At 31.1% G+C, this 25,771-nt stretch carries 28 protein-coding genes; 10 read left to right on the forward strand and 18 right to left on the reverse strand.

The features are described 5' to 3' along the window. Positions 1-170: 170 nt before the first annotated feature. The 7 genes from atwA to MXE27_RS06365 all read right to left on the reverse strand — a co-directional run bounded on the left by atwA (position 171) and on the right by MXE27_RS06365 (position 6,596). Positions 171-1,763 (reverse strand): methyl coenzyme M reductase system, component A2, encoded by a 1,593-nt coding sequence (gene atwA / locus MXE27_RS06335; RefSeq protein ID WP_248611568.1) that lies wholly within the window; start codon positions 1,761-1,763, stop codon positions 171-173. A gap of 58 nt (positions 1,764-1,821) precedes the next feature. Beyond that, positions 1,822-2,409, reverse strand: a complete 588-nt coding sequence (locus tag MXE27_RS06340; RefSeq protein ID WP_248611569.1) for a DUF134 domain-containing protein — start codon at positions 2,407-2,409, stop codon at positions 1,822-1,824. Between the two features lie 156 nt (positions 2,410-2,565). Further along, positions 2,566-2,763 carry a hypothetical protein gene (locus tag MXE27_RS06345; protein WP_248611570.1) on the reverse strand — a complete coding sequence of 66 codons (198 nt, stop codon included), beginning with the start codon at positions 2,761-2,763 and terminating at the stop codon, positions 2,566-2,568. 81 nt (positions 2,764-2,844) lie between these two features. Further along, positions 2,845-3,333 (reverse strand): DUF308 domain-containing protein, encoded by a 489-nt coding sequence (locus MXE27_RS06350; RefSeq protein ID WP_248611571.1) that lies wholly within the window; start codon positions 3,331-3,333, stop codon positions 2,845-2,847. A 57-nt stretch (positions 3,334-3,390) separates the two neighbouring features. Further along, on the reverse strand, positions 3,391-3,915 hold the full coding sequence (locus MXE27_RS06355) for a DUF308 domain-containing protein (RefSeq protein WP_248611572.1): 525 nt from the start codon (positions 3,913-3,915) through the stop codon (positions 3,391-3,393). 131 nt (positions 3,916-4,046) lie between these two features. Beyond that, positions 4,047-5,912 carry a glutamate synthase-related protein gene (locus MXE27_RS06360; protein ID WP_248611573.1) on the reverse strand — a complete coding sequence of 622 codons (1,866 nt, stop codon included), beginning with the start codon at positions 5,910-5,912 and terminating at the stop codon, positions 4,047-4,049. Positions 5,913-5,927: 15 nt separating this feature from the next. After that, positions 5,928-6,596: a GltB/FmdC/FwdC-like GXGXG domain-containing protein gene (locus tag MXE27_RS06365; RefSeq protein WP_248611574.1), complete on the reverse strand. Its 669-nt coding sequence runs from the start codon at positions 6,594-6,596 to the stop codon at positions 5,928-5,930. A gap of 143 nt (positions 6,597-6,739) precedes the next feature. Between MXE27_RS06365 and MXE27_RS06370 the strand changes: the two genes are divergently transcribed. Continuing rightward, positions 6,740-7,288, forward strand: coding sequence for an ArsR family transcriptional regulator (locus MXE27_RS06370; RefSeq protein WP_248611575.1), 549 nt, complete (start codon positions 6,740-6,742; stop codon positions 7,286-7,288). Positions 7,289-7,366: 78 nt separating this feature from the next. On the opposite strand, the gene MXE27_RS06375 is transcribed toward MXE27_RS06370, so the two are convergent. Then, the gene (locus tag MXE27_RS06375) at positions 7,367-7,588 is read right to left on the reverse strand and encodes a hypothetical protein (RefSeq protein WP_248611576.1); all 222 of its coding nucleotides are present in this window, start codon (positions 7,586-7,588) and stop codon (positions 7,367-7,369) included. Between the two features lie 240 nt (positions 7,589-7,828). Here MXE27_RS06375 and MXE27_RS06380 point away from each other — a divergent pair, with 240 nt between their 5' ends. Beyond that, a complete protein-coding gene (locus tag MXE27_RS06380; RefSeq protein WP_248611577.1) occupies positions 7,829-8,224 on the forward strand; it encodes a hypothetical protein in 396 nt (131 codons plus the stop codon). A 282-nt stretch (positions 8,225-8,506) separates the two neighbouring features. After that, a complete protein-coding gene (locus MXE27_RS06385) occupies positions 8,507-9,097 on the forward strand; it encodes a zinc dependent phospholipase C family protein (RefSeq protein ID WP_248611578.1) in 591 nt (196 codons plus the stop codon). Positions 9,098-9,198: 101 nt separating this feature from the next. Here MXE27_RS06385 and MXE27_RS06390 read toward each other — a convergent pair whose 3' ends face one another. Then, a complete protein-coding gene (locus tag MXE27_RS06390) occupies positions 9,199-9,696 on the reverse strand; it encodes a coiled-coil domain-containing protein (RefSeq protein WP_248611579.1) in 498 nt (165 codons plus the stop codon). Between the two features lie 204 nt (positions 9,697-9,900). On the opposite strand from MXE27_RS06390, the gene MXE27_RS06395 reads away from it, so the two are divergent. After that, complete coding sequence (locus MXE27_RS06395; RefSeq protein ID WP_248611580.1) at positions 9,901-10,407, forward strand: DUF6448 family protein; 507 nt, start codon at positions 9,901-9,903, stop codon at positions 10,405-10,407. Between the two features lie 17 nt (positions 10,408-10,424). Here MXE27_RS06395 and MXE27_RS06400 read toward each other — a convergent pair whose 3' ends face one another. The 4 genes from MXE27_RS06400 to MXE27_RS06415 form a co-directional block, all read right to left on the reverse strand. After that, positions 10,425-11,579, reverse strand: a complete 1,155-nt coding sequence (locus tag MXE27_RS06400; RefSeq protein WP_248611581.1) for a TIGR04083 family peptide-modifying radical SAM enzyme — start codon at positions 11,577-11,579, stop codon at positions 10,425-10,427. Positions 11,580-12,274: 695 nt separating this feature from the next. Continuing rightward, positions 12,275-12,829 carry a cysteine hydrolase family protein gene (locus MXE27_RS06405; protein ID WP_342765996.1) on the reverse strand — a complete coding sequence of 185 codons (555 nt, stop codon included), beginning with the start codon at positions 12,827-12,829 and terminating at the stop codon, positions 12,275-12,277. A 65-nt stretch (positions 12,830-12,894) separates the two neighbouring features. After that, complete coding sequence (locus tag MXE27_RS06410; RefSeq protein ID WP_248611583.1) at positions 12,895-13,053, reverse strand: TIGR04165 family Cys-rich peptide; 159 nt, start codon at positions 13,051-13,053, stop codon at positions 12,895-12,897. 696 nt (positions 13,054-13,749) lie between these two features. Beyond that, complete coding sequence (locus MXE27_RS06415; RefSeq protein ID WP_248611584.1) at positions 13,750-14,835, reverse strand: pseudomurein-binding repeat-containing protein; 1,086 nt, start codon at positions 14,833-14,835, stop codon at positions 13,750-13,752. A gap of 494 nt (positions 14,836-15,329) precedes the next feature. Here MXE27_RS06415 and MXE27_RS06420 point away from each other — a divergent pair, with 494 nt between their 5' ends. After that, positions 15,330-15,524, forward strand: coding sequence for a hypothetical protein (locus MXE27_RS06420; RefSeq protein ID WP_248611585.1), 195 nt, complete (start codon positions 15,330-15,332; stop codon positions 15,522-15,524). Between the two features lie 693 nt (positions 15,525-16,217). Continuing rightward, a complete protein-coding gene (locus MXE27_RS06425) occupies positions 16,218-16,526 on the forward strand; it encodes a DUF4326 domain-containing protein (protein WP_248611586.1) in 309 nt (102 codons plus the stop codon). Between the two features lie 42 nt (positions 16,527-16,568). Here the strand turns inward: MXE27_RS06425 and hisG are convergent, their stop codons facing one another. Both hisG and MXE27_RS06435 read right to left on the reverse strand, forming a co-directional pair. Next, positions 16,569-17,558, reverse strand: coding sequence for an ATP phosphoribosyltransferase (gene hisG, locus MXE27_RS06430; RefSeq protein ID WP_248611587.1), 990 nt, complete (start codon positions 17,556-17,558; stop codon positions 16,569-16,571). Between the two features lie 592 nt (positions 17,559-18,150). Next, complete coding sequence (locus tag MXE27_RS06435; RefSeq protein WP_248611588.1) at positions 18,151-18,654, reverse strand: NUDIX hydrolase; 504 nt, start codon at positions 18,652-18,654, stop codon at positions 18,151-18,153. A 176-nt stretch (positions 18,655-18,830) separates the two neighbouring features. On the opposite strand from MXE27_RS06435, the gene MXE27_RS06440 reads away from it, so the two are divergent. Then, the gene (locus MXE27_RS06440) at positions 18,831-19,013 is read left to right on the forward strand and encodes a hypothetical protein (protein ID WP_248611589.1); all 183 of its coding nucleotides are present in this window, start codon (positions 18,831-18,833) and stop codon (positions 19,011-19,013) included. 65 nt (positions 19,014-19,078) lie between these two features. Further along, positions 19,079-19,309 (forward strand): hypothetical protein, encoded by a 231-nt coding sequence (locus tag MXE27_RS06445; RefSeq protein WP_248611590.1) that lies wholly within the window; start codon positions 19,079-19,081, stop codon positions 19,307-19,309. A 22-nt stretch (positions 19,310-19,331) separates the two neighbouring features. Here the strand turns inward: MXE27_RS06445 and MXE27_RS06450 are convergent, their stop codons facing one another. Both MXE27_RS06450 and MXE27_RS06455 read right to left on the reverse strand, forming a co-directional pair. Next, positions 19,332-21,812 carry a PAS domain S-box protein gene (locus MXE27_RS06450; RefSeq protein WP_248611591.1) on the reverse strand — a complete coding sequence of 827 codons (2,481 nt, stop codon included), beginning with the start codon at positions 21,810-21,812 and terminating at the stop codon, positions 19,332-19,334. 52 nt (positions 21,813-21,864) lie between these two features. Beyond that, complete coding sequence (locus MXE27_RS06455) at positions 21,865-23,235, reverse strand: PAS domain S-box protein (protein ID WP_248611592.1); 1,371 nt, start codon at positions 23,233-23,235, stop codon at positions 21,865-21,867. Positions 23,236-23,636: 401 nt separating this feature from the next. Between MXE27_RS06455 and MXE27_RS06460 the strand changes: the two genes are divergently transcribed. Together MXE27_RS06460 and MXE27_RS06465 are read left to right on the forward strand one after the other, a co-directional pair. Continuing rightward, positions 23,637-24,344 carry a glycosyltransferase family 2 protein gene (locus tag MXE27_RS06460; protein ID WP_248611593.1) on the forward strand — a complete coding sequence of 236 codons (708 nt, stop codon included), beginning with the start codon at positions 23,637-23,639 and terminating at the stop codon, positions 24,342-24,344. Next, positions 24,316-25,320, forward strand: a complete 1,005-nt coding sequence (locus MXE27_RS06465) for a UPF0104 family protein (RefSeq protein WP_248611594.1) — start codon at positions 24,316-24,318, stop codon at positions 25,318-25,320. Before MXE27_RS06460 ends, MXE27_RS06465 begins: the two co-directional genes overlap by 29 nt. A gap of 26 nt (positions 25,321-25,346) precedes the next feature. Here MXE27_RS06465 and MXE27_RS06470 read toward each other — a convergent pair whose 3' ends face one another. After that, a complete protein-coding gene (locus MXE27_RS06470) occupies positions 25,347-25,742 on the reverse strand; it encodes a tautomerase family protein (RefSeq protein ID WP_248611595.1) in 396 nt (131 codons plus the stop codon). Positions 25,743-25,771 lie beyond the last annotated feature (29 nt).

A 25,771-nucleotide genomic window follows, 5' to 3' on the forward strand; every position in this document is an offset into this window, starting at 1 on the left:
ATTTAGGAGGGAATTATCAAATATTCAATTATTCTTTTTGATAGGGTCATTAATGATGGCATAGAATATAACACCAATTACTAAAACAGCTAATATTATTTTGTACAATTAATCATCTCCTTTAGCTTGTAAAAACTAGTAATAATCTTTTAAAAAATTTATCAGATAAGTTATTGTTTAAACATGTTCTCTTTTTCATTCACGGTTAAATCTGCCACGATTTCATCAGGGAGGCCGGTTTTTAAAATTTTACCGCCTCTCATGAGCGACGCTTTATCACAAACATCTAAAACGAAATCCATATCATGAGATATTATTATGAAAGTCTGGTTCAGTTCCTTACGTGCTTTAATAATAGAATCTGAAACTTGAATTCGGGTAATGGGGTCCATAGTCCCGGTAGGTTCATCTAAAATTACAATATTTGGTTCTTTAATAAGTACCTGGGCTAGTGCAATTCTGTGACGTTCTCCTCCACTTAACTCGTTATGGTTTTTGTTAAGAATAGTTTCTATATCGTTTTCATGAAAACCAACTGCCTTAAGAACATATTCTGCTTTCATTTTGGCGAATTCTGCAGGTAACTCTAAACTTATGGCTTCGGTAAGATTACCCAGAATATTTCTGTGGGGATACAAACTGTATTCCTGATGGAGAATACCAATATATGGCATAACCCTTCCCCTTCCATGAGGGCCCCTGACAGTCATATCAATCCAGTTATCACCTAATTTAACATCAACCTGGCCGCTACTGGGTTCAGTTAATCCGTATAAAATTCGGGAAAGTGTGGTTTTACCAGCACCACTTAATCCCACAATGCCATAAATCTCGGCCTGGTTGATATTGAGATCTATACCATCAACGGCTTTAACGACCCCTCTTTCAATAGAATAATAATATTTTTTTACTTTTTCCATAGTAATTACAGAACCACCTATTTCAAAGTCACTGGTTCGTTTAGGTGTTGAAACATTCTTAAGAAACTTTTCTACAACTGTATCTGGATTTCCTGCAGAGACTACTTCTCCATTTTCCAGCCATATGACTTTATCAGAGAGTTGTTTCATCACTTCTGGCCAATGAGAGGTAATTATTAAAGTAGTTCCTTTTTCTTTAACACCATCTAATAATGCTTGATGTAATAACTCTGCTGTTTTAGGATCTAAAGTTCCGGTAGGTTCATCAGCTAAAAATATCATTGGTTCCTTAGCCATTTGTCTGGCCAACACCACCCTCTGCTTTTCACCACCACTTAAATCACGAGCTATGTGGGTTATTCTATGGGTCATTTGAGCTTTTTCAAGTAATTCCAGAGCCATGTATATCTTTTCATCACTTTCATGGCCTTCAATAGCCTTCATAACATTATCAATGACGGTGTCATCTTCATAAAGGGCAAAAGTTCTCTGTAACATGATTGATATTCGCCTTTTTACTGCAGCAAAAATTTGTTTATCACAGTTCCAGAAGTCTATTTCTTTTGCTTCAAATTTACTTCCACAAGTGCATGATTTATCAAAATAAGATGGGGGTTCTACCTTTAAACAATTGGAACAGATGGCAACATGGTAAATGATTTGACCTGCATCGGGTTGATAATTATTCATCCCTCTTAGCATATTTATTAAAACAGATTTTCCCGAACCACTGCGCCCCAGTATTCCTAAAATTTCACCTTCGTTTATTTTCGCGTTAATATCTTTTAAAATAGTTACATCATTGAAAGATTTAGTTACATGTTTTATTTCAATAAAAACCATGGGAATCAACCTTTAAATATAATGTTTTTTATTTAGAATTTTAATTAATTATTTTTTATTAGTCTGCTCCACACAGGGGTGTTTCACATTCTGGACATTTAGTATTTTTACATGGAACTCCCCTAGTTTTAGAGGATTCATATCCACATTCTGGACATTTACATATTCTTGGTGGACCGGCACCAATCCCTCTACCACCATAAGATCTTCTCTGCGCCAATGGAGATGCAGAAACATCCTCTTCTTCAAGGTCTATCTTGTTTATATTTTTAGAATTGCAGTCGGGACATTTATCATATTCCTTTTCTGGACTTATCCATTCAAATTGACAATCCAAGCATTTATATCTTTTTTTATCGGTTATATAATCCCCTCCTGTGATCGTAAGTGGTTGACCTTCAACTAAAGCCCTTGAAATTTTTTTTCTAGCTGATTTAAGTGTTCTATGAAAAGTTGGTTGAGATATATCCATTAACTCCGCAGATCTTTTCTGATTAATTTCATGGTAATCTTTTAGTCGGATAGCTTCGAATTCATCAATACTAATTTTTATAGGTTTTGAAGTTTCTAAATCATCGTTTTCAGGTTTAAAACAGCTGATTTTTGGTTCATTTAATATTCTTCTAAATCGCCTTGGCCTCACCATATTATGAATATATATTCAAATCTAGTATATATACATTAATTTAGCCATTGAAAATAAAAAAATTGTAATCTACCTTAAAAACCGGGAAATTAATTAAGTTAAAATAAGTATTTCGGAAAAATATTCTAAGGTGCTTGCTTTTAAAAAAATTATTAATTATTTGTGTTTGGTTCTACAGTCAAAACATAAATTAGTGTCTTTATTAGTTTTGAATGTTTTACCACATTCACTGCACCTAATTTCTCTTAGACTAGATTTTTTATCTACGATATCCAGTGAACAAGCACATTTCCATCCCATTTTCCCTTTCAATTCTGCTTCAAATGATTTGTCAATTTTTTGATCTTTATTCATGTTATTCCCCGTATATTAGTTTTAGTTATGATTAGCCCATTGTAAAAAATTAATTTTTTTTTTTTATGATTAGTCGATAGACTAATCTCTCCCTATTACTAAAATTTCGGTCATTCCAAATAGGATTAACCAGAACCCTATGATAATGGCCAGGTTTATAGGATCAAATGATAAAAAACCTAAAAATATGGTAAATATTCCTAAAAGCACTCCTAAAAATCCTAAGTAGCGTGACCTATCTTTATCAGAGTAAATGACAAGGAAACCAATAACTATCAGGAATAAACCTATGATATAAAAACTAAAACCTACGAGAATGCTGTAAGCAGCAATATTTCCTATGATTCCTAAAGCAATAATTAATCCAATCAGGCCCAAAACTATGTAGCTTATCCCAGTTCTTTTGTCAATCTCCCACTCCCTTAAACTGTGGATAACTGCCCAAATACTTATAATTAAAAGAGCCAGACCATCTATGATACTGGTTAAATAAACTCCGGCCATGGGAAAACCTATTACAAAAATTCCTAATATTAATGATATTAACCCAATTGCGGTATTTTTATTCATCATTTCACCTTCACTAAATATTGGATAATATATGCATTATCCCAGTTATTATAAATTTCAAACTGGTTCTTCGTCATCTTCACTATTTATAACAGTTTTTTCTTTGAAGAACTGTAAAGCCCCCGCAAAAATTAACCAGAGACCTAAAGTGAATATTAAAAATGTGGTATCAAATTCGGTTATTGCTAAGATTATGTATAAAGCACCAGTGATAATCCCAATGGCTCCCACAAATTTATGAAATGATTCATATACAAATAGTTCCATAACTCCAGTATATATGAGGAATATGCCTACTAAATAAAAAGAATAGTCAACTATTACATCAAACGCTTCTACATTTCCCATTATTCCTATACCTATAACGATTGAAAGTAAACCTATTATTAACGACGATAAACTCCCTATATTATTATAACCCCAACTATCAAAGCTTAAAGCCATTAACCATATTCCTAACAATAACAATCCAAAACCAGCAAATATGCTTGCTGTGTACGCACTTATTATAGGGAAAGAAATCACAAAAAAACCTAAAATAATCCCTAAAATTCCTAATAATTGGTTTTGTTTATTGGCCATATTATCCAATTACTATTTTTGGAACTGATGGTACTAATTTTTTTTTATTTTCTTGTCAATTACGACTCATTTGTGGTTTAAAATTTTGTGAAAATGAATAGTAATTTGTTTTTAAAAAATGAAAAAATAGGTTATTGGCCTATTAATCTTAAGCCAGTAATGGCTGCAGTATTAATATCCAACACCCTTAAGTCATCTTCTGAAAATTTACGTATGTCATTATGGCCTGCAAGTTGAGCTAACATTTTAGTTTCTTCAGTCATTGATTTAATATAGTTAGCAACTCTCATGGCAGATAATTCTAGATCCATACGCTCTCTAAGTTTTGGATCTTGTGTAGCAACTCCTACAGGACATTTTCCGGTGTAACACATTCTACAAGCCCGACATCCCATGGCAATCATGGCTCCGGTCCCAATATATGCTGCATCTGCTCCCATGGCTATGGCTTTTGCAACATCTGCACCGCTGCGTATACCTCCCGTTATTATTAGGTCAACTTCATCTTTTAGTCCAATTTCTTTTAGACCATTAACTGCCTGAACCAGAGAAGCCAGTGTGGGAACACCAGTGTGTTCAATAACAACTTCTGGTGCAGCACCAGTTCCTCCTTCCATCCCATCTACGGATATAATGTCTGCGCCCGCTTCTGCAGCTATTTTAACATCTTCGTCCACACGACCCGGACCTAGTTTAACAACTATGGGTATTTTCCAATCAGTTACTTCTCTTATAAGTTCAATATGTTTGGCTAGATCTCCCTCTTTAGTAGCATCAAGGAAACGAGCAGGACTTAATGCATCAGTACCAAGTGGAATTCCTCTTATTTCAGCAACTTCTGGGCTTACTTTTTCTGCTAAAAGATGCCCACCCATTCCTGGTTTTGCACCCTGACCAATTTTAACTTCGATGGCATCAGCAATATTCAAATAGTCTGAGGAAACACCAAATCTTCCAGAAGAATACTGGACCATTAATTTATCGGCCAGTTCTCTTTCTTCAGGAAGCATTCCTCCTTCACCGGTGTTGGCACATGATCCAACTAAAGAAGTACCCTTGGCCATAGCTAATTTACTTTCTTTACTCAGAGCACCAAATGACATTCCTGCAATAAGAACTGGGGTTTGCAGCACCAGTGGTTCTTCAGCAAATCTTGTTCCCAATTCCACCTGGGTGTTGCATGATTCCCGATACTTGTCAACTGGTGCTATTGATGCTTGTGCAGGTAAAATAATTACATCATCAAAGCTTGGAAGCTTTCTTTCAGTACCAAAACCACGAAGAACGTACTTACCTGCTTTAGAAGTAAAACGGATATCAGCTATAGTTCTAGGATCCCAAATACTGCCGGCTCCAGTTGGAATTAAGACAGGACATGCGGCTAAACAGGATCCGCACATAATACAACGAGTTTTATCAATTTCTGCATGATTATCTACTACTTTTATGGCATCAGTAGGGCAAACGATTTCACAAGTACCACAAAATACACACAATCCCTGAGTAGCTGCAGCCAAATCAGAAGAAGGTGATGATGGGCTTAATGAACTGCTATTAGACACTTTTCCATTTAATTCAAAGCCTTGCCGCATTCCTGTGGCAAATTTGTCAACATCAACTGCTTCTAAGCAGCCACTATCACATGCAGAAACACATGCTGGAGTATCACCGGGATTAACTATGCATTGTTGATCGCATTTAATCATTCCATTTTCAGTATAACTTATACTTCCAATAGGACACATTAACATACATAACTTACAACCGGCACATGCGTCCTGATTTATTTTGACAACACCGTCTTCTCGATATATGGATTCTTTAAAACATCCTCTAGCACATGCAGGGTCTACGCATTGTTGACATACTATGGCTTGATAACCATTAGTCATCTTATGTAAAACTATTGCACTGCTACCATTTACTTTAGAACATGCTTCAATACAATCATTGCAACCATCACAACTATCTGGATCTGTTAATAATATTTGTACCATTTTAATACCCTCTTTTTAACCATAAAATGGTCTTATGTCTTTTCGCTGAATTTTTTTAAAGGCACTGATATCTGTTTCAATTCCATATTTTTGGAATACATTTTCCAGTTTTTTCTTATCATCTACTTCTAGTGGATGAATTTCAGCGTTTGTCCCAGTTTGGAAGTCGCCCCCCACATATATAGTGCCACCTATCATCCAATCTCCTGTATCTTTTCCAGCATTACCAGTTACAATAATATCTCCACTTAACATGTAAAGTCCCGCTAAATCTCCGATATTTCCGTCAATTAAAATTATTCCTCCTTTGTTTAGCTGCCCCACAGAATTACCTGCATTGCCTTTAATTACAATGTTCCCATTATATGTTCCAAAACCAACACCATCGTCTGTGTTGCCTTGAACAATTATTTCTCCAGAAGTCATATTATTACCGACATATCGGCCACAATTGCCCTGGATATTAATATTGGCGCCGTGATTAAGTGCTCCAATGAAATCTCCAAAATCTCCTTTTAATGTAATCTCTGCATTCTCACGCAGACCGACAACAATTGAATCTAATTCTTGAGAATTTTCCACAAGGAATTTCTTTTGATTTTCATTTAATCCGTTTTTAATGGTTTTATTAATGTTTCGAGTAGAAAGGTCTTCACCCGAAATCACTGTTGATTCTACTGACATTTTTTAATTCCCCTTGTTTATAATTATGGTTAAATTTATTGGATTAAGACTTGAATTTAAATATTACTTTTTTTAGATTTTTTAAATAGACAAATCTATATTACAGTGAGACTAATATTTAATTAATAAAGGGTGTGTAATTTATGAAAACACTGGTTACTAATTTGAAAGGACGCTGTCTATTCGACGTTTCAATGAAGACACAAATTGATGGTTTAATTTGCATTCAAACTGATGATTCTAAAGATGCCTGTCTTGATAAGTTTATTAAGGGAGGTGCTGTTAAAATTGATACTCAAGATTATATTGAAGCTGTAAAAACAATAACTGGGGTGATAAGGGGTGCAAAAAAACATGGTGAAGTATTTGTTGCATATAATGGTGGTGAAATTGGCGCATTATTAGGTTTCATTGCTAATAAGGAAGAAGTTGATGGCGTATTCACCTGCTTTAAGGATCATGCACTTAGAATGCCTTTATTAAAATTGGATCTATCTGATACTCGGCTACGAATACTGGAAGCTTTAGAAAAAGAAAATTTAACTGCAATATCCATTGGTAAAAAAGTTGGAATATCTAGGGCTATGGTTTACAAACATTTAAGCGGACTATTGGAATTAGGACTGGTAAAACAGTCTCAAATGTTTGAAAAATATTCTATTACTCAGTCTGGAAAACTGATTTTAATTTGATTGTCAATTTAATATTTTATTCAATGTAAAAAATAATTAAAAATATTATAATAAATTTTTAAAAAGATGTAACTTTGATTATTCCATAGGATATTCTACCCTAAGGCGGTAAGATGCTTTTTCACTAATTAGTACCGTACCTGGAACAAAAAAATCCTGAAATTTATCTACTTTTCGCTTCATGCACGGTTGTATATCCATTTTTTTTGAATAAGTCGCACATTCGTCTTTTTCTAAAATGCCTTTTTTAACCAGAGCAATATACCTCATTTTCAAAGTTTCTTCATCAAGAACATCCATACAATCACCATATTTTAGTATATTGGAAGTTCTATTTATATTATGTGCATGTTATTTTGAAAAAACTATAACTATTTATAGCATAAAAATATAATTTATAAACAATGTTCAAATTATTAATTTGGTGGTCTATTTAGAAAATCATTTAAATAGGGCGGGGCTGATTAGTATATATGAATAAATAGTTTAAAATTACCAAAACTTCAATTAAATTCAAGTGATTTTGAAAAAGGTGGAAAATTGAGGATTAAGAAGCAACTAACTCCTGAAACTTTAAAGATGCATGATAAAATAGTAAGATCTGTTGTCGATCGCCTTCAAAGGGAGGGATACATTGTTAGAGTGAATAATGATTATCATCCCAATGGACGCCCTAATTCTTGTGGAGGGTTTACCCCAGATATTCAAGCCATTAAAAATTTTCATCAAATTTTAATTGAAGTTGAAACCTGTACTAATAACCATTCTAAAGACTTAATAAAATGGAAACGTTTCAGTTCTAATGGCGAAAACCAATTTTGGCTTATTGTTCCAGGTAATTGTCTAGAGAGCTTTAAACAGAAAAAAGAGTCTTTCAACATTCCTATGTCATTATATTGTAGTAATGGTAATGGCAAACTGGAATTTATATCTTAATTAATTTCTATTTTTTAAATTTTTCGCAGGAATATTAGTTACATTTATATTGCCTTTATTTTTGCTTTATAATAATCTAAGTTGATATTTAATTCAATACACTAAACAAAATTTAATATTATCAACCTATAAATTTAAATAGTTGTACTTAGTACACATTTATTAAGATTGAATTTAATGGTTTGAAATAGTTTCATCCAAAGAGATATATTAAGTTTTCAAGGCAAATTTAAAAAAATTCAAAAAAATAATCAAATCTAATTATCTATTAATCAGAAAATTATGAAAGTCTATATAATTCTAATTTTAATGGCCATAGCTATGATGATTCAAGTAGCTCCTGTTTCGGCTTGGTCTGTGACCAATCATTATCAGATTGCAGAAGCAACATACAATGGATTACCTTTAGATATTCAAAGCAAGCTCAGTTTAAGTGAAATGAAAAACGGATCAGATGATCCAGATACAAAATTCTTTGATTTTTCACATCACACTTATCCTAATACTAAAAATAAGGCCGAATATTGGTTGAATAAAGGTAAACACAATTATGATAATGGTAATTATAAGTATGCCAGTTATTGTTATGGGGTTGCAACTCATTATATCGCAGATGGATTTTGTGGACCTCACACTAAGGCTAAATCATCCAGATATTACCACACTATTTATGAAATAAGAGCTATGTTTTTATCTCCACAGACAACCTATTACTCTGGAGATTTTGATTTAATAATGAATAATAATCATTTAAAGAGTGAAAAAAGTTGGAAGCATTGGTTAAAAGAAGGAGATGATTATAATATTCAAAAAGACTTGAACAGAGCATCTAGTGCATCGTATAGTCTTGTTAAGAATTCTATACTCAGTTAAAATTCTGTTAAAACCCTTTTTTATCATATTGATGATTTAGAATACCTCTAATCAGAAACTAGTGAATTACTTACTAAAAGATGTTAATTCCTTAGAATTAATTATTTTTCAGAGTTATTTTTGCCAGGTAAAAATCGGTTAATTTTTTCCAAAATACCATTATCTGTTAAATCTTCAATCCGGGCTTTTTGAGAATTAATGGTTTTTTTAGCGTTATCCAATTTTTCATTTCTTATTTCTATTTCTTTTTCTAACCTTTTGAGCTTTATCATTTTTATATCCACATCTAAATTATCATAATACTCTAATTTTTCTTTAAGATCTTTTATTTCACTTTCTAATTTAAAAATAATTTCTAGAAATTCTTTTTTATCCTTTCTTTTTTCTTTAATCAAGTTGTTCATCCGAAAATAATTTTCAGATCGGATTATTGTAACGTTTTCTTCACAAGAAAAAGGTTGGTCTTGTTTAAGGGATATAACATATTGTTTTGAGTTATAATTGTGAATTTTCCCCGATTTTGTTGTTTTCTTTGTTTTTCTCGTGTAACACTTAATTTTGGTGTGAACTATTTTTAGTAAGGGTTCATAAGGAAGCATGATAAGCCCTCAGTTTCATATAAACTATTGTGATATAGTCTTACTTGGATTTACAGAATAATATATTTATGTTACAATTGTTTTTAGAATAACTTATTCTATTTTTTCATGTCTTGGGATAATTTACAGTGAAAAAATATCTATTTAAAAAAACAAAATATGATTACATAATTTTATTTGATCTGGATAAAAAGGGGATTAAAAATGGAAACACACTGCAATGCCATGGATGGACCTGTAGTCAATGCTGCAGAACTTGCTTTAGAAATGGAAAATGTGAATTACATATTACCTTTTGTTAAAAAAGAAGATGAAAAAGAATTAAAAGATGCCTTTGAAAAAGTTTTATCTATCCGAGAGTTAAGTGAATATGCTGCAGATGTAGCTGATTTTTGGTTTTTTGAAACATCAGTTAGATTACATTTTAAAGGAGAAGGTTTCTGTTATGATGGATTAAAACCTGCTAAAAATAATAAGGGATCGGTAATAAACCGTGCTGAGAAAGTTCTTGAAGATGGGGAGTTAATTGGATTAGTGGAATATATTGCGGCAGCACTGGAAACTCAGTTAAAATCCCGATTTGATGATGCATTAAATAAAAAAGACTATGAATTAAATGACATAGGAGAAGCAAGGGAATACATTAAGGCGAAGCTGGAATTTGTATTTTATGCTAATGAAATTCATGACTATATCTTAAATAAGAAATAAAAAATTCAAAGATATGATTAATTGGTTTTTAACATCAAATCCATTATTCCCTGTTTTTTTTTAGTTTTTCCACCCATTCCCGGAAATATAGGTATGCTAGATGATGATAAGAACTCTTTATTAGCTCTATCTGTTATCTCTTTAAATATCATTTTATATGCTTCGCACTGATGATCCACACCGTCAATCTCCATTTTTTGAGATTCTTTATTTATACTCAGTGCATTGTAGGGACATCCCCCTCTGCAAAATTTAATATAATTACAATCAGCACATTCTTCATTCACTGATTCTTCCCAATCTCTAAGGCTTTTTAAAGCTTCAGATTTTTCTAAATCTTCCATGCTGGGGTGATTACGCACATTACCCATAACATATTCTTCCATTCCCACAAAACGGTAGCAGGGGTATATATTGCCTTCGGGACCAATTGCAAATGTGTCACCCACACAATCAGCATAAGTGCATACCACGCCTCTGCGTACAAATACTCCTTTGCATAAGTGGTCGATATTTTTAATTTCTATTTCTCCCATGTGTTTCAAGTATTCATCCAGGAGATAAATCAATAATTCACCGTATTCTTCTGGAGCTATGGCCCATTTATCGGGACTTTCACTTCGAAGAGAAGGGAGTGCAGGGTGCAGTTTCAGATTCAAATTATTTTCTAAAAAGAAATGAAAAATATCTTCTTTAAGATTAATAGAATGAGACGTAAATGTACTTATAAAGCTAACACTTAAACCTTTTTCTTTAGCTATTTTATACCCCTGCATGGTCTTTTCATAGTAACCGGTTCCTCTCTGAAAATCATTGATTTCAACGGGACCATCAAGGCTGGATCCTATTGGTATATTGTATTCAGCAAAAAGTTCAGCAATTTGTTCGTTCATAAGCCATAAATTAGTTTGAATTGCAAAAGCTGGTTTCAGATGACTTAATTCATTATTTAGCATGGGTAAAGCTTTTTTATAAAATTCATAACTCGCTAATAATGGTTCTCCACCATGAAAAGTAAATGTAATTGGCTCTTCCCTGAAATTTTTTAACCACTGAACAGTTTCTTCAATTACTTCAATGCTCATGAGATCTGATTCTTTATCCACACCCCAACAGTAACTGCAATTTGAAGGACAATCCATTGAAGGAATTAACATAATATGAAATGCCATTTAAACACCGTTTCTATAATATTTCTGAAATTAAATTGATTAATTAATTATTTTAGCTATATTTTAGGATAAACCTCCCAGCATTAATAATTATCTAATCTGGAGAATTTGAATAAAAATAGAAAAGAAGCAATATTTTTTTTGATAAATTAAAACACATTAAACCTTAAAAAGAGTCACTATGCTGGATAAATCATTTAAAAGAGAATTTAAGGACTTAATTTGAAAAATAGCCCTTAGAAGTGGTAAGGGGGTTAAAAAAGAATCTAAGGGCTATTATAACCAATGAGATGGTTATTGTGATTTAAGTGGGGGGGTTGGTTTGAGGGTTCCAGAATTGGAAGGGGTGAGACAAATAATTCTGGTAAACCCTCAGAACCGATATGGTTACTCATAGATTTCTCATTCAGTTACCTGTTCTAAACAGGTGATGGAGATCATGAAGAAGTCACTAACACGTGAATTGGAGGTGATAAACACCATAATTTAAGACTTCTTCATAATCTGTGAAATGGAAATTTTAATAGTTATTTTTCCATTTCACACCCTAGTTTATAAAATACGCTTTAAAAATAGTTTTTCCCATTTTACACCCAAATCTTACCGTAATCATGCACAAATTTTACATTCTTCAAAGAGCTTTTAAAGGTGAAATTATTATTAATAGACCTTTAAACATCATAATTGTTTCATGATCATTTTAATGATTTAATCCAGTCCTTAGTGCTCAATACTTTGCTGAATCTCATTGCTTGGGTTATTAAAACTGATTTATGGAGCTCTGAGGCTTTTATTTTTCCAGCATAATTAGAAATATCCAATGTTCCAGTGGCATCTGAAATGAACTCTACTCCAAATCCTCTATGCATAGCCTGGCGAGCCGTGGTATCGCAGCACATTTGACTCATATAACCCGAAATTGTTACCATTTCAATTTCATTATTTCTTAACCATTTTTCAAGGGGTGTTCCAGTGAAACTACCCGGCAAATGTTTTTCAACAATTAAATTGTAAGGTTTTTGAAGTATTTCCTCATGAATTTCCCAGTTATAAGTATCTTTTCTAAAGTTAGGTGAATCAGGAGAGTGGGATGTGTGCTGTATTAAGATCACGGGAATTTCTTTTTCAAAAGCAGCATCAATAATTTTTAAAATATTTTTAAAACTGTTTTCTGGATATGTTACTGGCAAAACACCAGTAAAATACTCATTTTGCACATCTATTACTATTAATGCTCTTTTTATTTTAATCCCTCAATTAGGTATTTTCATCCATTAAAATAAAATTCAAGTTTTATTTAAAAAAACCTTTGAATTCAATCTTTATCACCAGATTCAAATATATAGCCACATTTTTCACATACAATAGCTTTCATAGTAGCATGGGCTTTATGTTCGTCTACTATTTTTCTTTGCGCGGTTTTATCTTGAGATCCACATTTGGGACACTTTTTAAGTAAATCTTCTAGTTTCATCTTTTAATCCTCTTTTGATAATTATTTTTTGGAAAACGTGAAAATAGTTAAATTATTAAATTCATTTTTTTCTGGTTTTTTATTTAAGTTCATTGATCATTTAATTACTCTTAATTTATAACTAATTCAAATAAGAAGTATAATTATTTTTCATATAGATTTCTTTTTAGAGTTTTATTTGCATTGTTTTAAAAAATTCATTTTTTTCACATTATATCTTAAATGAAAAGACTTCACTTTGCATTCATTTGTCTATTTAATTTCCAAATATTATTTCAAATTTTCATTGTTTCATTCATCCACAAGTAGATGAAATGGATGTAGGTGTGTATGAATCTGTCGAATAATCGTGCAAATCTATGGCCTCTTAATTTATTGTATTTTGCATACCAAATTATCCATGCAGTTCCATATCATCATGATTTACAATAGGCTTTCACTAATCTCCTGTACTTTGTACTGTCATCAAATATTGTTTCAGTGGAGTTTTATCAAAAATACATTTTTAGGAGGGGCTGTAATTTATGTACTTATTAAATGTTGAAGGAGTGGTGCGTTTAGTACATCATTATAAAAATCACTAAGCCCTAATTTAAGATTTAGATGAGCATTTCTAGATGCTGTAAAAATAAATATCTGTGGTAAAAATAGAATAATTAAAGATTTTCAAACTAAAATAAAAAAAATTAAGTGTATTTAATAACGATACACTTTTTTAAACTTATATGTTTTAGGCAACACCATTTTAGATTTCGATGTATGGGATTTAGTAATCGTGGAATACATCAATAGAAGATCTTTGTAGCCAATCAGCTTTCCGTTATATCTGACATAACTTGGTGCACGCTTGTATTTTCTCATAAATCTATTTACTCTGGTTGATATATCACGTATTTCAGCTCGGGTTAAGGATCCAGAAAATGTGCTTTTTATGCGCGAAGATTTCGGACCTCTCACATAAATTGGCTTTTTAATAGCTCCATTCATGTAATCCGTTGTCATCAAAAGATATTTTGGAGTACTGTAACCATAATATTTGGTTTTTATTGTCTTTTTTGCTTTATTGGTATTATATACGGCTAGTGACAGCTTTGCCAGAGTGGCGGGCGATACTTTGTGGCTTAATATTAATTTAGTATCGTAATATCTGTTGCTTGGTGATGTGAACCTGCCGCTGGTTGATGTGAGTGAAACTAGCGAACGACTTTTCAGAATTTTACTAATCTGATCTGCAATAAACTTGTTTTTCTGAGCTCGAGTTCCATAGGCACAGTCAACATTAGGTTGAATAACCCATATTCCTGATTTTGTAAGGAATATATAAGGGCTTTTAATACCTGCAAAACTAGGATCTGAGAAATTATCGTCCCATGCTCTTCTTAAAACGCCGGTTTTCTTTAGATCTAGCTTACCTACATTCACAAAAATAACTACTTTTTTGGATGACTTGGCTTTATTAGCAACTGCTTTCATAGCCCCAGGGCAACTGGCAGCTAAATACACTGCAACACCATTTGTTTTGGCTTTGCTAAGTGCTCGCTCACCTTCGCCGGGTTTTGAAGCATTTTTATCAACAGTTACATTAACATTGCCCTTCAAAGTCCCATTTTCAAGGTTACTTTTTATGGAATTCAGGTTGTCCACATCGGTCTGTTTATCTCCCGATATACTGTCTGATGTAATAAATACATCTACTGCACTAACTGCATTTACAAATAATAAACAACATAATAAAATCATCACAGGAAATAAAAATTTCCTATGATTTCGTAGATCATTCATATTATCACTAAATACCTTATCTTAAAATGAGCACATATAAGTTTTATGGTGCCTTTTTTTTAAAAATTAAGATTAATAAATGGTTCTTTGACGTTTTTTATCTCCATGGATTACGGATTAGTATAGTTGGATTATTAATCTCCTTTTAGGATAGTAATATTAAATGATAATGTTTATTAGTTATTTAAAATATTAATCAACTGAATTTAGAAAAAATTTGGATAAATGAAGCACTAAATACTTTTAAAAACTTAAAATAATTCATTCCGCCCTGTAAATTAATTTTTATTACTATTTATCAAGTATTCAATAATATAATATTTTTTTTGTTTTTCTCATGAATAGTTTTTTTATAAAGCCATAATCAGATTAATTAGATATGAACTGTATTTTCCTTTTTTAAATTCTTTTAAAGATTTTCATTTTTCATCTGTTTTTATATACTTAAAGATACTAACTAAAAAAGGTCGCGAAAAAAATTGGTGGTAAAAAAATTGGTACCAGAAATTAATCAAAAATGTTTTATATGTGGAAAACCTTGGAAAAAAGATCAAGAATCATGCTATTATTGTGGAGGTAAAAATAAAGTTGCAAATTTTAAATCTGAAAAAGACATGGAACAATTTTCATCACTTAAAATATTACTTAACAGCTTGAAAGTAGAACCAGAATCAGAAAAAAGTGAATGAAATTTTTATTTTTTAATAGTGTTCAGGTCTATTTATTATAATTTCTATTTTGTTTAATCCTTTTATCTGCTTTAATAAGTTAAAAAATAAAACCTACAATTCTTTTTTCACTATTTTTTATTTAAACTTATAATCATATTTAATTCATCGGTTAAAGTATGGAAATGGTTTTCATCATATTAATTAGGCAAATTAATATATCTCCATTTTAATTCTAAGTTGATGCTTTCAGTATATTTTTTATCTACATTCAAATATTATTTTAGTGCCATTTCTTTGGATTCGGTAGTTAAAATTCATTAATGGTTTTTGTTTGATATATGCTCTTTTCTTTATATTCTGCACCCATTTTTTTACAATAATAATTTATAATCTTTTGTTTATCAATTTTTTAATGCCATTAGACTATATTTTTATTAAAAATACCAATAAACTAGTTCATGCTCGTAAAAAAGAATATACTTTGAAATTATTTTATAAATGTTTATTTAACTTAATATTCTAAGTATATGTTGAAGATTTTCACGATTTTTTTATTGAAAATATCTCAAAGAGAATATCTACTTGATTCTGTTAATAAAAATAGAAATATTGAAGGCAAAAAGCAAAAAAATATCTAAAAGATTGAACATATTATATATCAACAAAAGTGTGACTTAGTAGAATTGATAGGTTTCATTATGGGGTGAATTTGTGGCTATTCGTGTAAGAAATAAAAATATGTGGGAAAATGAGAATGGTGAGTTTGTGGAATTTGTTGGTGAAGGTTCTATATTAGAAAACCCTTATAACCGCGGCTGCAAAAGAAAACTCAATGAACAATTTAAAAAATATCTCATGGAGCTTCCTGCTAATAGTCCTCAATGGAAGCGAATCGAAGAATTAAGAAAATTACATGATCAAGGAGAAGTATTGAATTTACTTTGTACTTGTTATCCAGATCCCTGCCACTCAAATGTTATAAGTGATGCAATAACAGGTAAAATTAAGCCGAATGAATAAAAAAATGAAAGACAAAAAAATATAAATATTTCACTATTTTTATTATTGGACGTATTGTTTTACATTTTCTCTAACAATAGCTGATGCTCCAAATTGTTTAATTCCAGTTAACATTTCCGGAAACTTATTTTTAGGTATTAGTACATTTACTTGTGAAAATATATTTCCTTTTACAACAGTTGGTTCATCTGAACAATATTTGTGGGATAGTAAGAATTCTTTTGCATCTTCTACTCTATGGTTGGCAATGTTGAATTTCACATCGAAATATTTACGGGCTTTTATTGCTCCAAATAACTGTTCAAATATCATCTGAGCTTTCTCAGCTTTTAAACCTTCACAAGAAGGGCCGGCATAAAGCCCGGCACTGGAATGCATAATAGTTTCCAGAATTTTTAAGCCTGCTTTTTTAAGGCTGCTACCGGTTTGTGTGTTGTCAACTATTAAATCAGCTCCTTTGGCAATGTAAACTTCAGTAGCACCATCTGAGTTGATAATCTGGACCTTGTCATTATCTCCATTAACTAATCCGCGAACCTGTACCAATGGAATACTGTCTCCAAATAATTCTTGATAACCTTCATTTTCCATAACAAATTTTCGGGTTAGGTTAGGGTATTCGGTGAAACAAAGTATGGGAGTATCACGATTAGCATTGGTTCTGAAAAATTCACTTAAAGAGTCATAGGGGGCTTCAGTAGGTACAGCAACGATTAATCGTGTCTGACCATAATCTAAATCTCCTATTTTGGTGATTGATTCTTCTTTAATAGCAATTGTTTCTTCTTTTACCCAATCTTCCCCTATTATGGAAATATCAATCATTCCTCTATTTAGTTCCACAGGGGCGCTTTGTGGTCTGGTCAAAAAAGCTTTAATTTCAGGGTCATTTAGAATATCAATTTCATAGGTTTCTTTCCCAGGTTCATATCCTCTAACTTCATAACCCGCATCAACAAATAACTGGTAAGTATTCCCTCTATTTACATTATTCAAACTCCCTTTAGGGAGACCTATAATTATTTTTTCCATGATAATACACCATAATTATTCATTTTTTTAAATCATTTTATTAATACAATACTGCGATATATGAGTTTCATTTCAAAATTTATAGAACATAATCTTGTAATTCAAAGTATATAAATCAACTTACAAAAACGAGCTCTGAAATTTTCACTTATAAAAATATTTTACATAACTTTATTTTTGAATAGAGAAATTTGTTTTGCAGGGGTATTGTAAATTTTTCCTATTTCTTAGTTGAAATGGTATTAAGATATAAATATCTCCTTTTATTATTTATACGCCCTAAACATGGGTTTTTTGAGGTACTAATATCTATAGTGAATTAATTTACAGAATCGGTGAATAAAAACAATATTATAGGCGTCTAGTGTAAATTAATAATAATATAACCTAAAATCTGAAGAATTTGCTATAAAATGTCCAGATGAAGTAGTAAATATAAAGATTTTTTAGTAAAAAACCAATAATAAAGAAAAAAAATGAAAATGCTGGCTTTTTTGATGGGGAGTTGTTTGGGTAGATTAAATTTGTTATTGTGGATATTTATTTGAATAATTCAAAGATCATAAGTGCTAGTTGAATTTAAAATAAAATTCTATCTATTCTTTATTGCGTCATCCAGATAGTTTTTCATAGATTTGATCCATGGTTTTAAAGCATTTTCTTCTTTTTTTTCTACAGGTATGTCCTCTGAATTAACCAAAGCCTGGTTTTTAAAAAAATCATCCATCCAATCCGCCAGATCATAGTCCGAAAGATTTTCAAAAAAATCCCAAGCATAACCTTCATGCTCGTCACTTAAATTAAGTTCTCCTCCGGTAACTGTTCCAGACATTATAATGTGGACGGCCCTAATAAGGTGTAAATTCTGCTCAGAAACACCAACAACATGGTCTAAATCTATTTTAAGGCCAGTTTCTTCATAAACTTCTCTCAATAGAGCATGATCAAATGATTCATTTTGATCTACTTTTCCACCGGGAAGTTCCCATTTTCCAGGATTAGTTTTTGAATCAGTTGATCTTTTAATAATGAGGATTTTTCTGTCATCGTCGCTGATTAAAGCTCTTACAGCCAGACCGTAGACATGGTTTATCATTTTTTTACCTTTAAAATATGGATGCTATTTATTTTAATGTTGTTTAAATAATCATTATGCAATTTCTTTAGAGTGTAGTTTTATAAATTAATAATGAGGCTTTAACCTATTTAAATATAAATATAATAAACTTTAATTTATTTTATCAAAAAAATTTAATCAGATTTGGGTGCATTATGAGCAAGATTATCAGCGGAACAGAATTTAAGATAGTATCTTCGAGTAGAGAGTGTCTTAATTGTTTATTTAATTGCGAAATAGTTGTCGAAGAACTCAAAGAGGTAAAAATTTATTGCAGACACCCTAAAGGCCCTGGAAATCCAGAGCATTGTATTTATTATAAACAAAAAAGAAATTAATTATATTAATGTCCTACTTTAATAAAATAGAGAAATTTCATTGAAATTTGTAAAGAGGGGAAATAATGGAAGCAAATAACACTAACTACATTCTTATAATAATTATATTAGCGGCATCTATTTATTATTTTTATATCCAGGCGTTATACACAGCTTTTGGTTGGCTCTTGCTGGCAATTTCTATTGTGGCCGGAATTTATCTCACTAAAATTGGTGCAGAAAAGAAATATTATTATATGATCATGTTATTGCCTGTAATATCACTACTACTATTTGTTTATGATTTTTTTTATTGATAAGATCCAGATTTTTAATTTTTTATATTCTTTTTTTATATTTTAATTCATTAAACCTAATTTGGAAACATGTTCCTTCCGACATGTCTACTTTTAAATCAGCATTCATTTGCCTTGTTAAGCTTTTAACTAATCTTAATCCTAGAGTATTCGTTTTATCATAATCAAAATTATCTGGAAGGCCAATCCCGTCGTCTGATATTTTAAGGAATAAATCATCATCCTTTTTAGTCAATTCAATGCATATTTTTCCATTTAAATCATGAGGAAATGCGTATTTTATACTATTGGTCATTAATTCATTAATTATAAGTCCACAGGGAGATGCAGTTTCAATATTAAGATATACTTGATCAATTTGGGGGATGATAGTTAGATTTAATGTTTCTTTTTCATAAGTACGGGTCAAATTGTTAATAATTTTAAGTATGTATATTTTCATGTTAATTTTTGAAAGATTAGACGATTGATAAAGATTTTCATGAGTCATAGCTATGGTTTGAACCCTATTTTGAATTTCTACCAGCGCATTTACGATCTGTTCGTCTTCAAAGGTCAATGACTGCAAACTGAGCAGGCTGGAAATAATTTGTAAATGATTTTTCACCCTGTGATGTATTTCCATTAATAATACTTTTTTTTCTTCCAGAGAACTTTTTAAATCATCTTCTGCCTTTTTCTGCTTAGTGATATCATGTAAAACAACACATAATACTGGATCATCCAGAGTTATAAGTGGGAATGAAGTCTTTTCTATGTTTTTAATCACACCAGAGGGGGTTTTTAAAGTGAAAGTCAATGTTTTCACATCTTCAGGGATTTCAAAATCATAAAATAGATTTTCAAGCGTTTTTTCTATATTTTCTTGAACATTAGGGAGCATTTTTTTAGGGGAGTAGTTTAACATAATGTCTATAAGAAATTTTCCTATAACCTCTTCTTTTTTTAATTCAGTAATATATTCAGCTGCGCGGTTCCACTCAACAATTTGGCCTCCTTTTTTGCATAAAACAATGCCATCATATGATTGTTCAATAACATTTCTAAATTTACTTTCACTTTTTTCAAGAAGTTCGATATTTCTTTTACGTTCTGTGACATCTCTGATAATGGCTGCCATCATAAAATTATCATTAAGTGGCCAAAAAGTCAATGAGATTTCTACAGGAAATTTCTGACCATTTTTTCGAATGAATGTAAATTCCAGTATTTCATTTAACTTTTGTACAGTTCTATTTGGTTTCTCATGGCCAAGAATTTTATCTAACTTTTTCAAACTACTATTTTGGGTTATATGGGTAAGTATTTCATTGAATTCTTCTATATGCTCTTTTGGAGTAATAAAATCAATTTTTTTACCAAGGATTTCTTCTGATTTATAACCAAAAATTTTTTCTGCTCCATTATTCCATTGTACAATTTCTTTTTCATGAGACATGATAATTATAGCATCAATCGAATTTTCAATTAAGGCCATTGCTTTTTTTTCGTTTTCTTCAGCAGTTTTCCGCTCAGACCGGGCCTCTCTCATAGTGAGCATCAGCCTGAAAAGTACAAGCCCGATTACCAGACTTGTTGCAAGTAGCATATTCAAAAAAATCCTCGGGTTGCTGTAATAAATCCATATGATTGATAAATAAAATGTAAAACCCCAAACTGGAATTAAATATGGAGTTATAGCTAAATTCATGAATTTTGATTTATATGAAAGATCTTTTATGGATTCGCACTGTTTTTGAGTAATTTGTAAAACAGCGGCATACCCTATACATAAATAGGCAGTTAAACATATGAAATCAGCCACTCCGCCACTTAAATATGTGTTCTGAGCACTGTAAAAACCAAAAATGGCTGCGGCCAATATTAATATTAGTGCACCTAATATTAAAAATGAAACCGGCCTATTTCTTAACTGCCCTGCATTTCTAAAGAATACCGTGATGTTAACAAATATAAATATGAATTGTGTGATAATAAATAAAGATATTATAATTAAGTTATAAAGATCGTTATGGCTGTAAGCTACGGCAGATTCAATTAAAAATGCCCATATCATCATAAAAATAATAGTAATCATTATCCCAATGTCCACGATTCTTATTGCTCTTTTTAAAATGCTTAGTTGTGGTCGGGGTAATATGAGTAAACCTGCAGAAAATAACATGGAATATAATGCATAAGGTATAAAGTGCTCAGTTTCGTAAGATGGTTGGTTAAATACTAATTCTAATATTGTCCAGTGGAAATCACTAAAAAACCATATAACTTGGGCTAAAAATATAATAGTCCATGCTAGGTAATAATTTCGCCCATATTCTTTTGATTTTTTCAAAGCTTTAAATAATAGATATACTACAAATAAATTGGCTATGGGGAGAATTATAGAACTTGCCACGGCTCTATGATTATAATTAGACGGAGTTGCTTGCTGAAAAAGAATCAGTAAAACCCCAAAAGTAATTAAAAGACCTACAGATAACTTTAAATAATTTTTAGGAGTCAAATATTGTTTTATAATGACACCACCGCCGATTAAATAATATTTTAATTCATAGTTAAATTTTAAATTTAATTATCACTTTGGTGCCATTTTCGAAATTAGTTTCTAAACTACCTTTAATTTGAATAACCAGGCTTTTTATAATTTCAAATCCAAAAGAGTCTGTATTGTCAATACTAAAATCAGAAGGTGCGCCTACACCATCATCTGCAACTTCTAATGAAACATGTCCGTCAGGGGTTTTATGAAGATTTATTTTAATATTGCCGTTTCTAAGATCTGGAAATGCATGTTTTAGGGCATTAACTACTAACTCATTTAATATAAGTGCCAATGGGATGGAAAAATTAACATCTAACAATACTTCTTCCAGATCCATTTTTAATTTAATGATTTGGTCTTCTTTTTGATATACTCTAAATAGTTCCGTGGTTACATAACCTATATAATCTTCGAAATTCATGTATTCTAATTTTGAAGATTTATAAATCATTTGATGAACTAAAGCCATTGAATATGCTCTGCTGCGTGTTTCTTGCAAAATGTCAATTGCTTCTTGATTTTGGGTATGCTTGCATTGAAGATTCATTAAACTAGAAATTAGCATTAAATCATTTTTAACACGATGGTTAATTTCTCTCAGCAACATTTTATTGTCTTCAAGGGATTTTTTCAGTTTTTCTTCAATTGATTTTCTTTGAGAGATGTTTCGAGTCACAACTATGGTTTCTTTTACTGAATCATTTTTAAAAATACCCTTACCATTAGTTTCCACCCATAAATAAGACCCATCTTTTTTTCTGAGTCTGAATTCTGCAGAATATGAATCACCGGATCTTAAAATTTGTTGAGCTTTTTTAAGAACATCTAAATCTTGGGGATGTATAAAATCATACCCATTCTTACCAATGCATTCTTCTACAGTATAACCGGTTATATTTTCACATGAAGGAGATATGTAGGTGATTAATCCGGTGGGATCATGTACAGAAATTATGTCTGTGACATTATCTGCCAGTATTCTGTAATGCTTTTCACTAGCTCTGACTTTTTTCTCCATTTCATGTTTTATTAAGGCCATTTCGATAGTAAATTTTAATTCTTGTTTGTTGAATGGTTTCGCTAAAAAATGATGGGGCAGGGTTGATTTAGCACGATTTTGATTCATTTCGTCATTATAAGCAGATAAATAAATAACTGGAACATCAATTGCTTCTTTTATTTTTTCCACAGCATTTATTCCGTCTATTTCTCCTTTTAACACAATGTCCATCAATATAAGATGCGGATTATGTTCTAAAGCTAATTGAATCGCTTCTTCTCCTGCAGGAGCTACTAAAGTTGAATAACCCCATAATTCGAGGTATGCTTCGATTTCCATTGAAGTCAGTGCTTCGTCTTCTACAATAAGGATTTTTTTCTCCATTTTAACCCCGTCATCTAAATGTTAATCATTCTAGCTTTATTTTTAAGATATTTATATTATTTTGAAATGCGAAAATTCATATCTGCATACCAATTATTTTGTACTAATATATTCTGCTGTGTTCTATAAATCCCCCATAAACATATTATTTTTTTTAAGCTAGTCCTTTATTCTCTGGAAGTTCAGTTGAATTCATTTCTATTTTTTATAGTATAGCTAGAAAATTGAGATGATGGTTTAATAAATGTTTAATAGCAGTAATTTCAAATTAATTTAAACAGATGTTTATCTTAAAAGAGTTAGGTTCAAAATGAAATTTTTTTAGTATATGTCAATTAATTATAATCAATTGCCCTGATTTTTTAATTATTATAAAACATTAATCTCAATTGGAGAAAAAAATGAAAATTATTACTATAATACCTGCTTACAATGAGGAAAAAACAATATCTTCTGTTGTAAAGGGGGCTTTAACTTATTCTAATGTTCTGGTTGTTGATGATGGGTCAATTGATCAAACTTCAAATCTAGCAAGCCTTTCGGGTGCAGATATTATAAAACACTCTAAAAATAGAGGAAAAGGGGCAGCTATTAAAACAGGTATTAAAAAAGCTTTAAATGATGATTATGATGTCATGGTCTTTATTGATGGTGATGGTCAACATGATCCGGATTCTATTCCATCTTTAGCTCAGTCAATTGGGAGATATGATTTTATAATTGGTTCAAGGTTTAAAGAAGATGATTTTCGGAATATGCCTATTCAGAGACGGTTTTCTAATAAATTAACTACAAAACTTATTAGTTATGTCACAGGATATCATATTACAGACAGCCAGAGTGGTTTCAGAGCGATTTCAAGTAATTGTGCTGAAATATTTCTCCATATCAAATATGATGATTACGTTTATGAGTCAGAGGCTCTCTACCAAGCATCAAAAAATAGCTTATTGATTAAAGAAGAACCTATATCTTGTAACTATCAGGATGAAAAATCGTATATCGGTTTGATGGATGTTTTAAAATACCTCAAATTTATCATAAGGCTTTTCATAAGGAAAATTAAAAGGAGATTCTATTTTGAAGCAATTTTATGTATTAATTGTTAGCTTATTACTCGTAATATTATTAATATTATGGTTAGGCCCGATAAATATTATTAATGCATTGAAAAGTGCAGATTGGTGGTTAATTTTATTAGCTTTAATTATACATTTGGTGGTTGTGGGTATAAGGGCATTAAGGTGGGGGTTTATAATTGACCAGCCCTTTGAATTTAAAAAAAATTATATTGTTAAAACAATTGGCCTTTTTGCAGGTAATTTTAGTCCTATGCGAAGTGCAGGTGAAGTTTTAAATGCAGTAGCAGGGAAAAAAATCAATGGAATCACTTTATCTGAAGGGTTATCTGCAGGTTTAACAGAACGGTTTTTCGATCTAGCCATAGTAGGTGTTTTACTCTTAATTTCAGCAATTTTTATTCCAAAAGTGAGAGTACTTGCTTTTTTAGGAGGTTTAATCTCTATTGGTGTAACTGTACTGGTTTATCTTATAAATTGGAGGGAAAGAAGTGGTTTAATTCTTTATGAAAAAATACACAAAATTTTTTCAAAATTACCTATCAAAGAGGAAATCCTAGATAATTTTTATAATAAATTCACCGTTGGGTTAAAAGGAATAATTGAGTACACTCAATCTTATTCCAATTTTAAAAATTTGACAGTTATCTGTGTTTTATCTTTAATGTCTTGGTTATTGGAATGTTTACGACTTTTTATTGTATTTGCTGCTTTTAATATTGAAATAAGTTTTTTTGCAATAATAATTATTTTTCTCTTGGCTAATTTAGTTGGAATTCTCTCAGCGCTTCCAGGAGGAATAGGATCGATTGAAATCTCACTCACAGGATTATTCGTATTATTCGGAGTTTCTGCATCATTAGCAGGTAGTATTGCATTAGTAGATCGTTTGGTATCATTCTGGATTGTCACAGTTATGGGGATTATTTTCTCAGCTTATTATGCCAGCGATATTTTAGGGGAAATCAAAAAATATACTTTAGATTTGACTGATTATAAAGATTAAGTTGAATTTAATGTTCTATTAACTTTTCATACTTTGATATTGAAACCAATATCTACTTCGCTAGCTGCTTTACCTCCGCGAATACCCCAATTTTCCATAGGGGGTTCTTTAAGGATAATTGTGATATCGTTTCCATCAATTCCGGGATTTTCTGTTAATTTGTTCACAATATTTTTATAAAGTGATTTTTTGGCTTGTAAAGATCTGCCGGGGAATATGGTGAGTTCTATTAAAATAGCTTGATCCGATTTTGTAGAGGGAATTTCAAAACAATCTTTATTTAACTCGTAAATTCGCTGAAATCTATCGTAATCCGGTATTTTAAAAGATTCTACTAAAGAAACATGAACTGCATCCAGTATGGCCTTTTTATATTCGTTTGATTTTCCTTCTAGGATTTCTATTTTCACTAGTGGGCACATTTTATAACCTCAAAAAATTTCCTAATATT

It is taken from the genome of Methanobacterium alcaliphilum (assembly GCF_023227715.1).
GTDB classification, from domain to species: domain Archaea; phylum Methanobacteriota; class Methanobacteria; order Methanobacteriales; family Methanobacteriaceae; genus Methanobacterium_E; species Methanobacterium_E alcaliphilum.

Bases quoted from the DNA above. Each gene is read 5' to 3' on its own strand.
- MXE27_RS06355 (WP_248611572.1), bottom strand. From the start codon at position 3,915: ATGGCCAATAAACAAAACCAATTATTAGGAATTTTAGGGATTATTTTA.
- MXE27_RS06370 (WP_248611575.1), top strand. From the start codon at position 6,740: ATGAAAACACTGGTTACTAATTTGAAAGGACGCTGTCTATTCGACGTT.
- MXE27_RS06350 (WP_248611571.1), bottom strand. From the start codon at position 3,333: ATGAATAAAAATACCGCAATTGGGTTAATATCATTAATATTAGGAATT.
- MXE27_RS06400 (WP_248611581.1), bottom strand. From the start codon at position 11,579: ATGGCATTTCATATTATGTTAATTCCTTCAATGGATTGTCCTTCAAAT.
- MXE27_RS06365 (WP_248611574.1), bottom strand. From the start codon at position 6,596: ATGTCAGTAGAATCAACAGTGATTTCGGGTGAAGACCTTTCTACTCGA.
- MXE27_RS06410 (WP_248611583.1), bottom strand. From the start codon at position 13,053: ATGAAACTAGAAGATTTACTTAAAAAGTGTCCCAAATGTGGATCTCAA.
- hisG (WP_248611587.1), bottom strand. From the start codon at position 17,558: ATGGAAAAAATAATTATAGGTCTCCCTAAAGGGAGTTTGAATAATGTA.
- MXE27_RS06395 (WP_248611580.1), top strand. From the start codon at position 9,901: ATGGAAACACACTGCAATGCCATGGATGGACCTGTAGTCAATGCTGCA.
- MXE27_RS06460 (WP_248611593.1), top strand. From the start codon at position 23,637: ATGAAAATTATTACTATAATACCTGCTTACAATGAGGAAAAAACAATA.
- MXE27_RS06415 (WP_248611584.1), bottom strand. From the start codon at position 14,835: ATGAATGATCTACGAAATCATAGGAAATTTTTATTTCCTGTGATGATT.
- MXE27_RS06345 (WP_248611570.1), bottom strand. From the start codon at position 2,763: ATGAATAAAGATCAAAAAATTGACAAATCATTTGAAGCAGAATTGAAA.
- MXE27_RS06440 (WP_248611589.1), top strand. From the start codon at position 18,831: ATGAGCAAGATTATCAGCGGAACAGAATTTAAGATAGTATCTTCGAGT.
- MXE27_RS06445 (WP_248611590.1), top strand. From the start codon at position 19,079: ATGGAAGCAAATAACACTAACTACATTCTTATAATAATTATATTAGCG.
- atwA (WP_248611568.1), bottom strand. From the start codon at position 1,763: ATGGTTTTTATTGAAATAAAACATGTAACTAAATCTTTCAATGATGTA.
- MXE27_RS06385 (WP_248611578.1), top strand. From the start codon at position 8,507: ATGAAAGTCTATATAATTCTAATTTTAATGGCCATAGCTATGATGATT.
- MXE27_RS06340 (WP_248611569.1), bottom strand. From the start codon at position 2,409: ATGGTGAGGCCAAGGCGATTTAGAAGAATATTAAATGAACCAAAAATC.
- MXE27_RS06375 (WP_248611576.1), bottom strand. From the start codon at position 7,588: ATGGATGTTCTTGATGAAGAAACTTTGAAAATGAGGTATATTGCTCTG.
- MXE27_RS06470 (WP_248611595.1), bottom strand. From the start codon at position 25,742: ATGTGCCCACTAGTGAAAATAGAAATCCTAGAAGGAAAATCAAACGAA.
- MXE27_RS06435 (WP_248611588.1), bottom strand. From the start codon at position 18,654: ATGATAAACCATGTCTACGGTCTGGCTGTAAGAGCTTTAATCAGCGAC.
- MXE27_RS06390 (WP_248611579.1), bottom strand. From the start codon at position 9,696: ATGCTTCCTTATGAACCCTTACTAAAAATAGTTCACACCAAAATTAAG.
- MXE27_RS06455 (WP_248611592.1), bottom strand. From the start codon at position 23,235: ATGGAGAAAAAAATCCTTATTGTAGAAGACGAAGCACTGACTTCAATG.
- MXE27_RS06360 (WP_248611573.1), bottom strand. From the start codon at position 5,912: ATGGTACAAATATTATTAACAGATCCAGATAGTTGTGATGGTTGCAAT.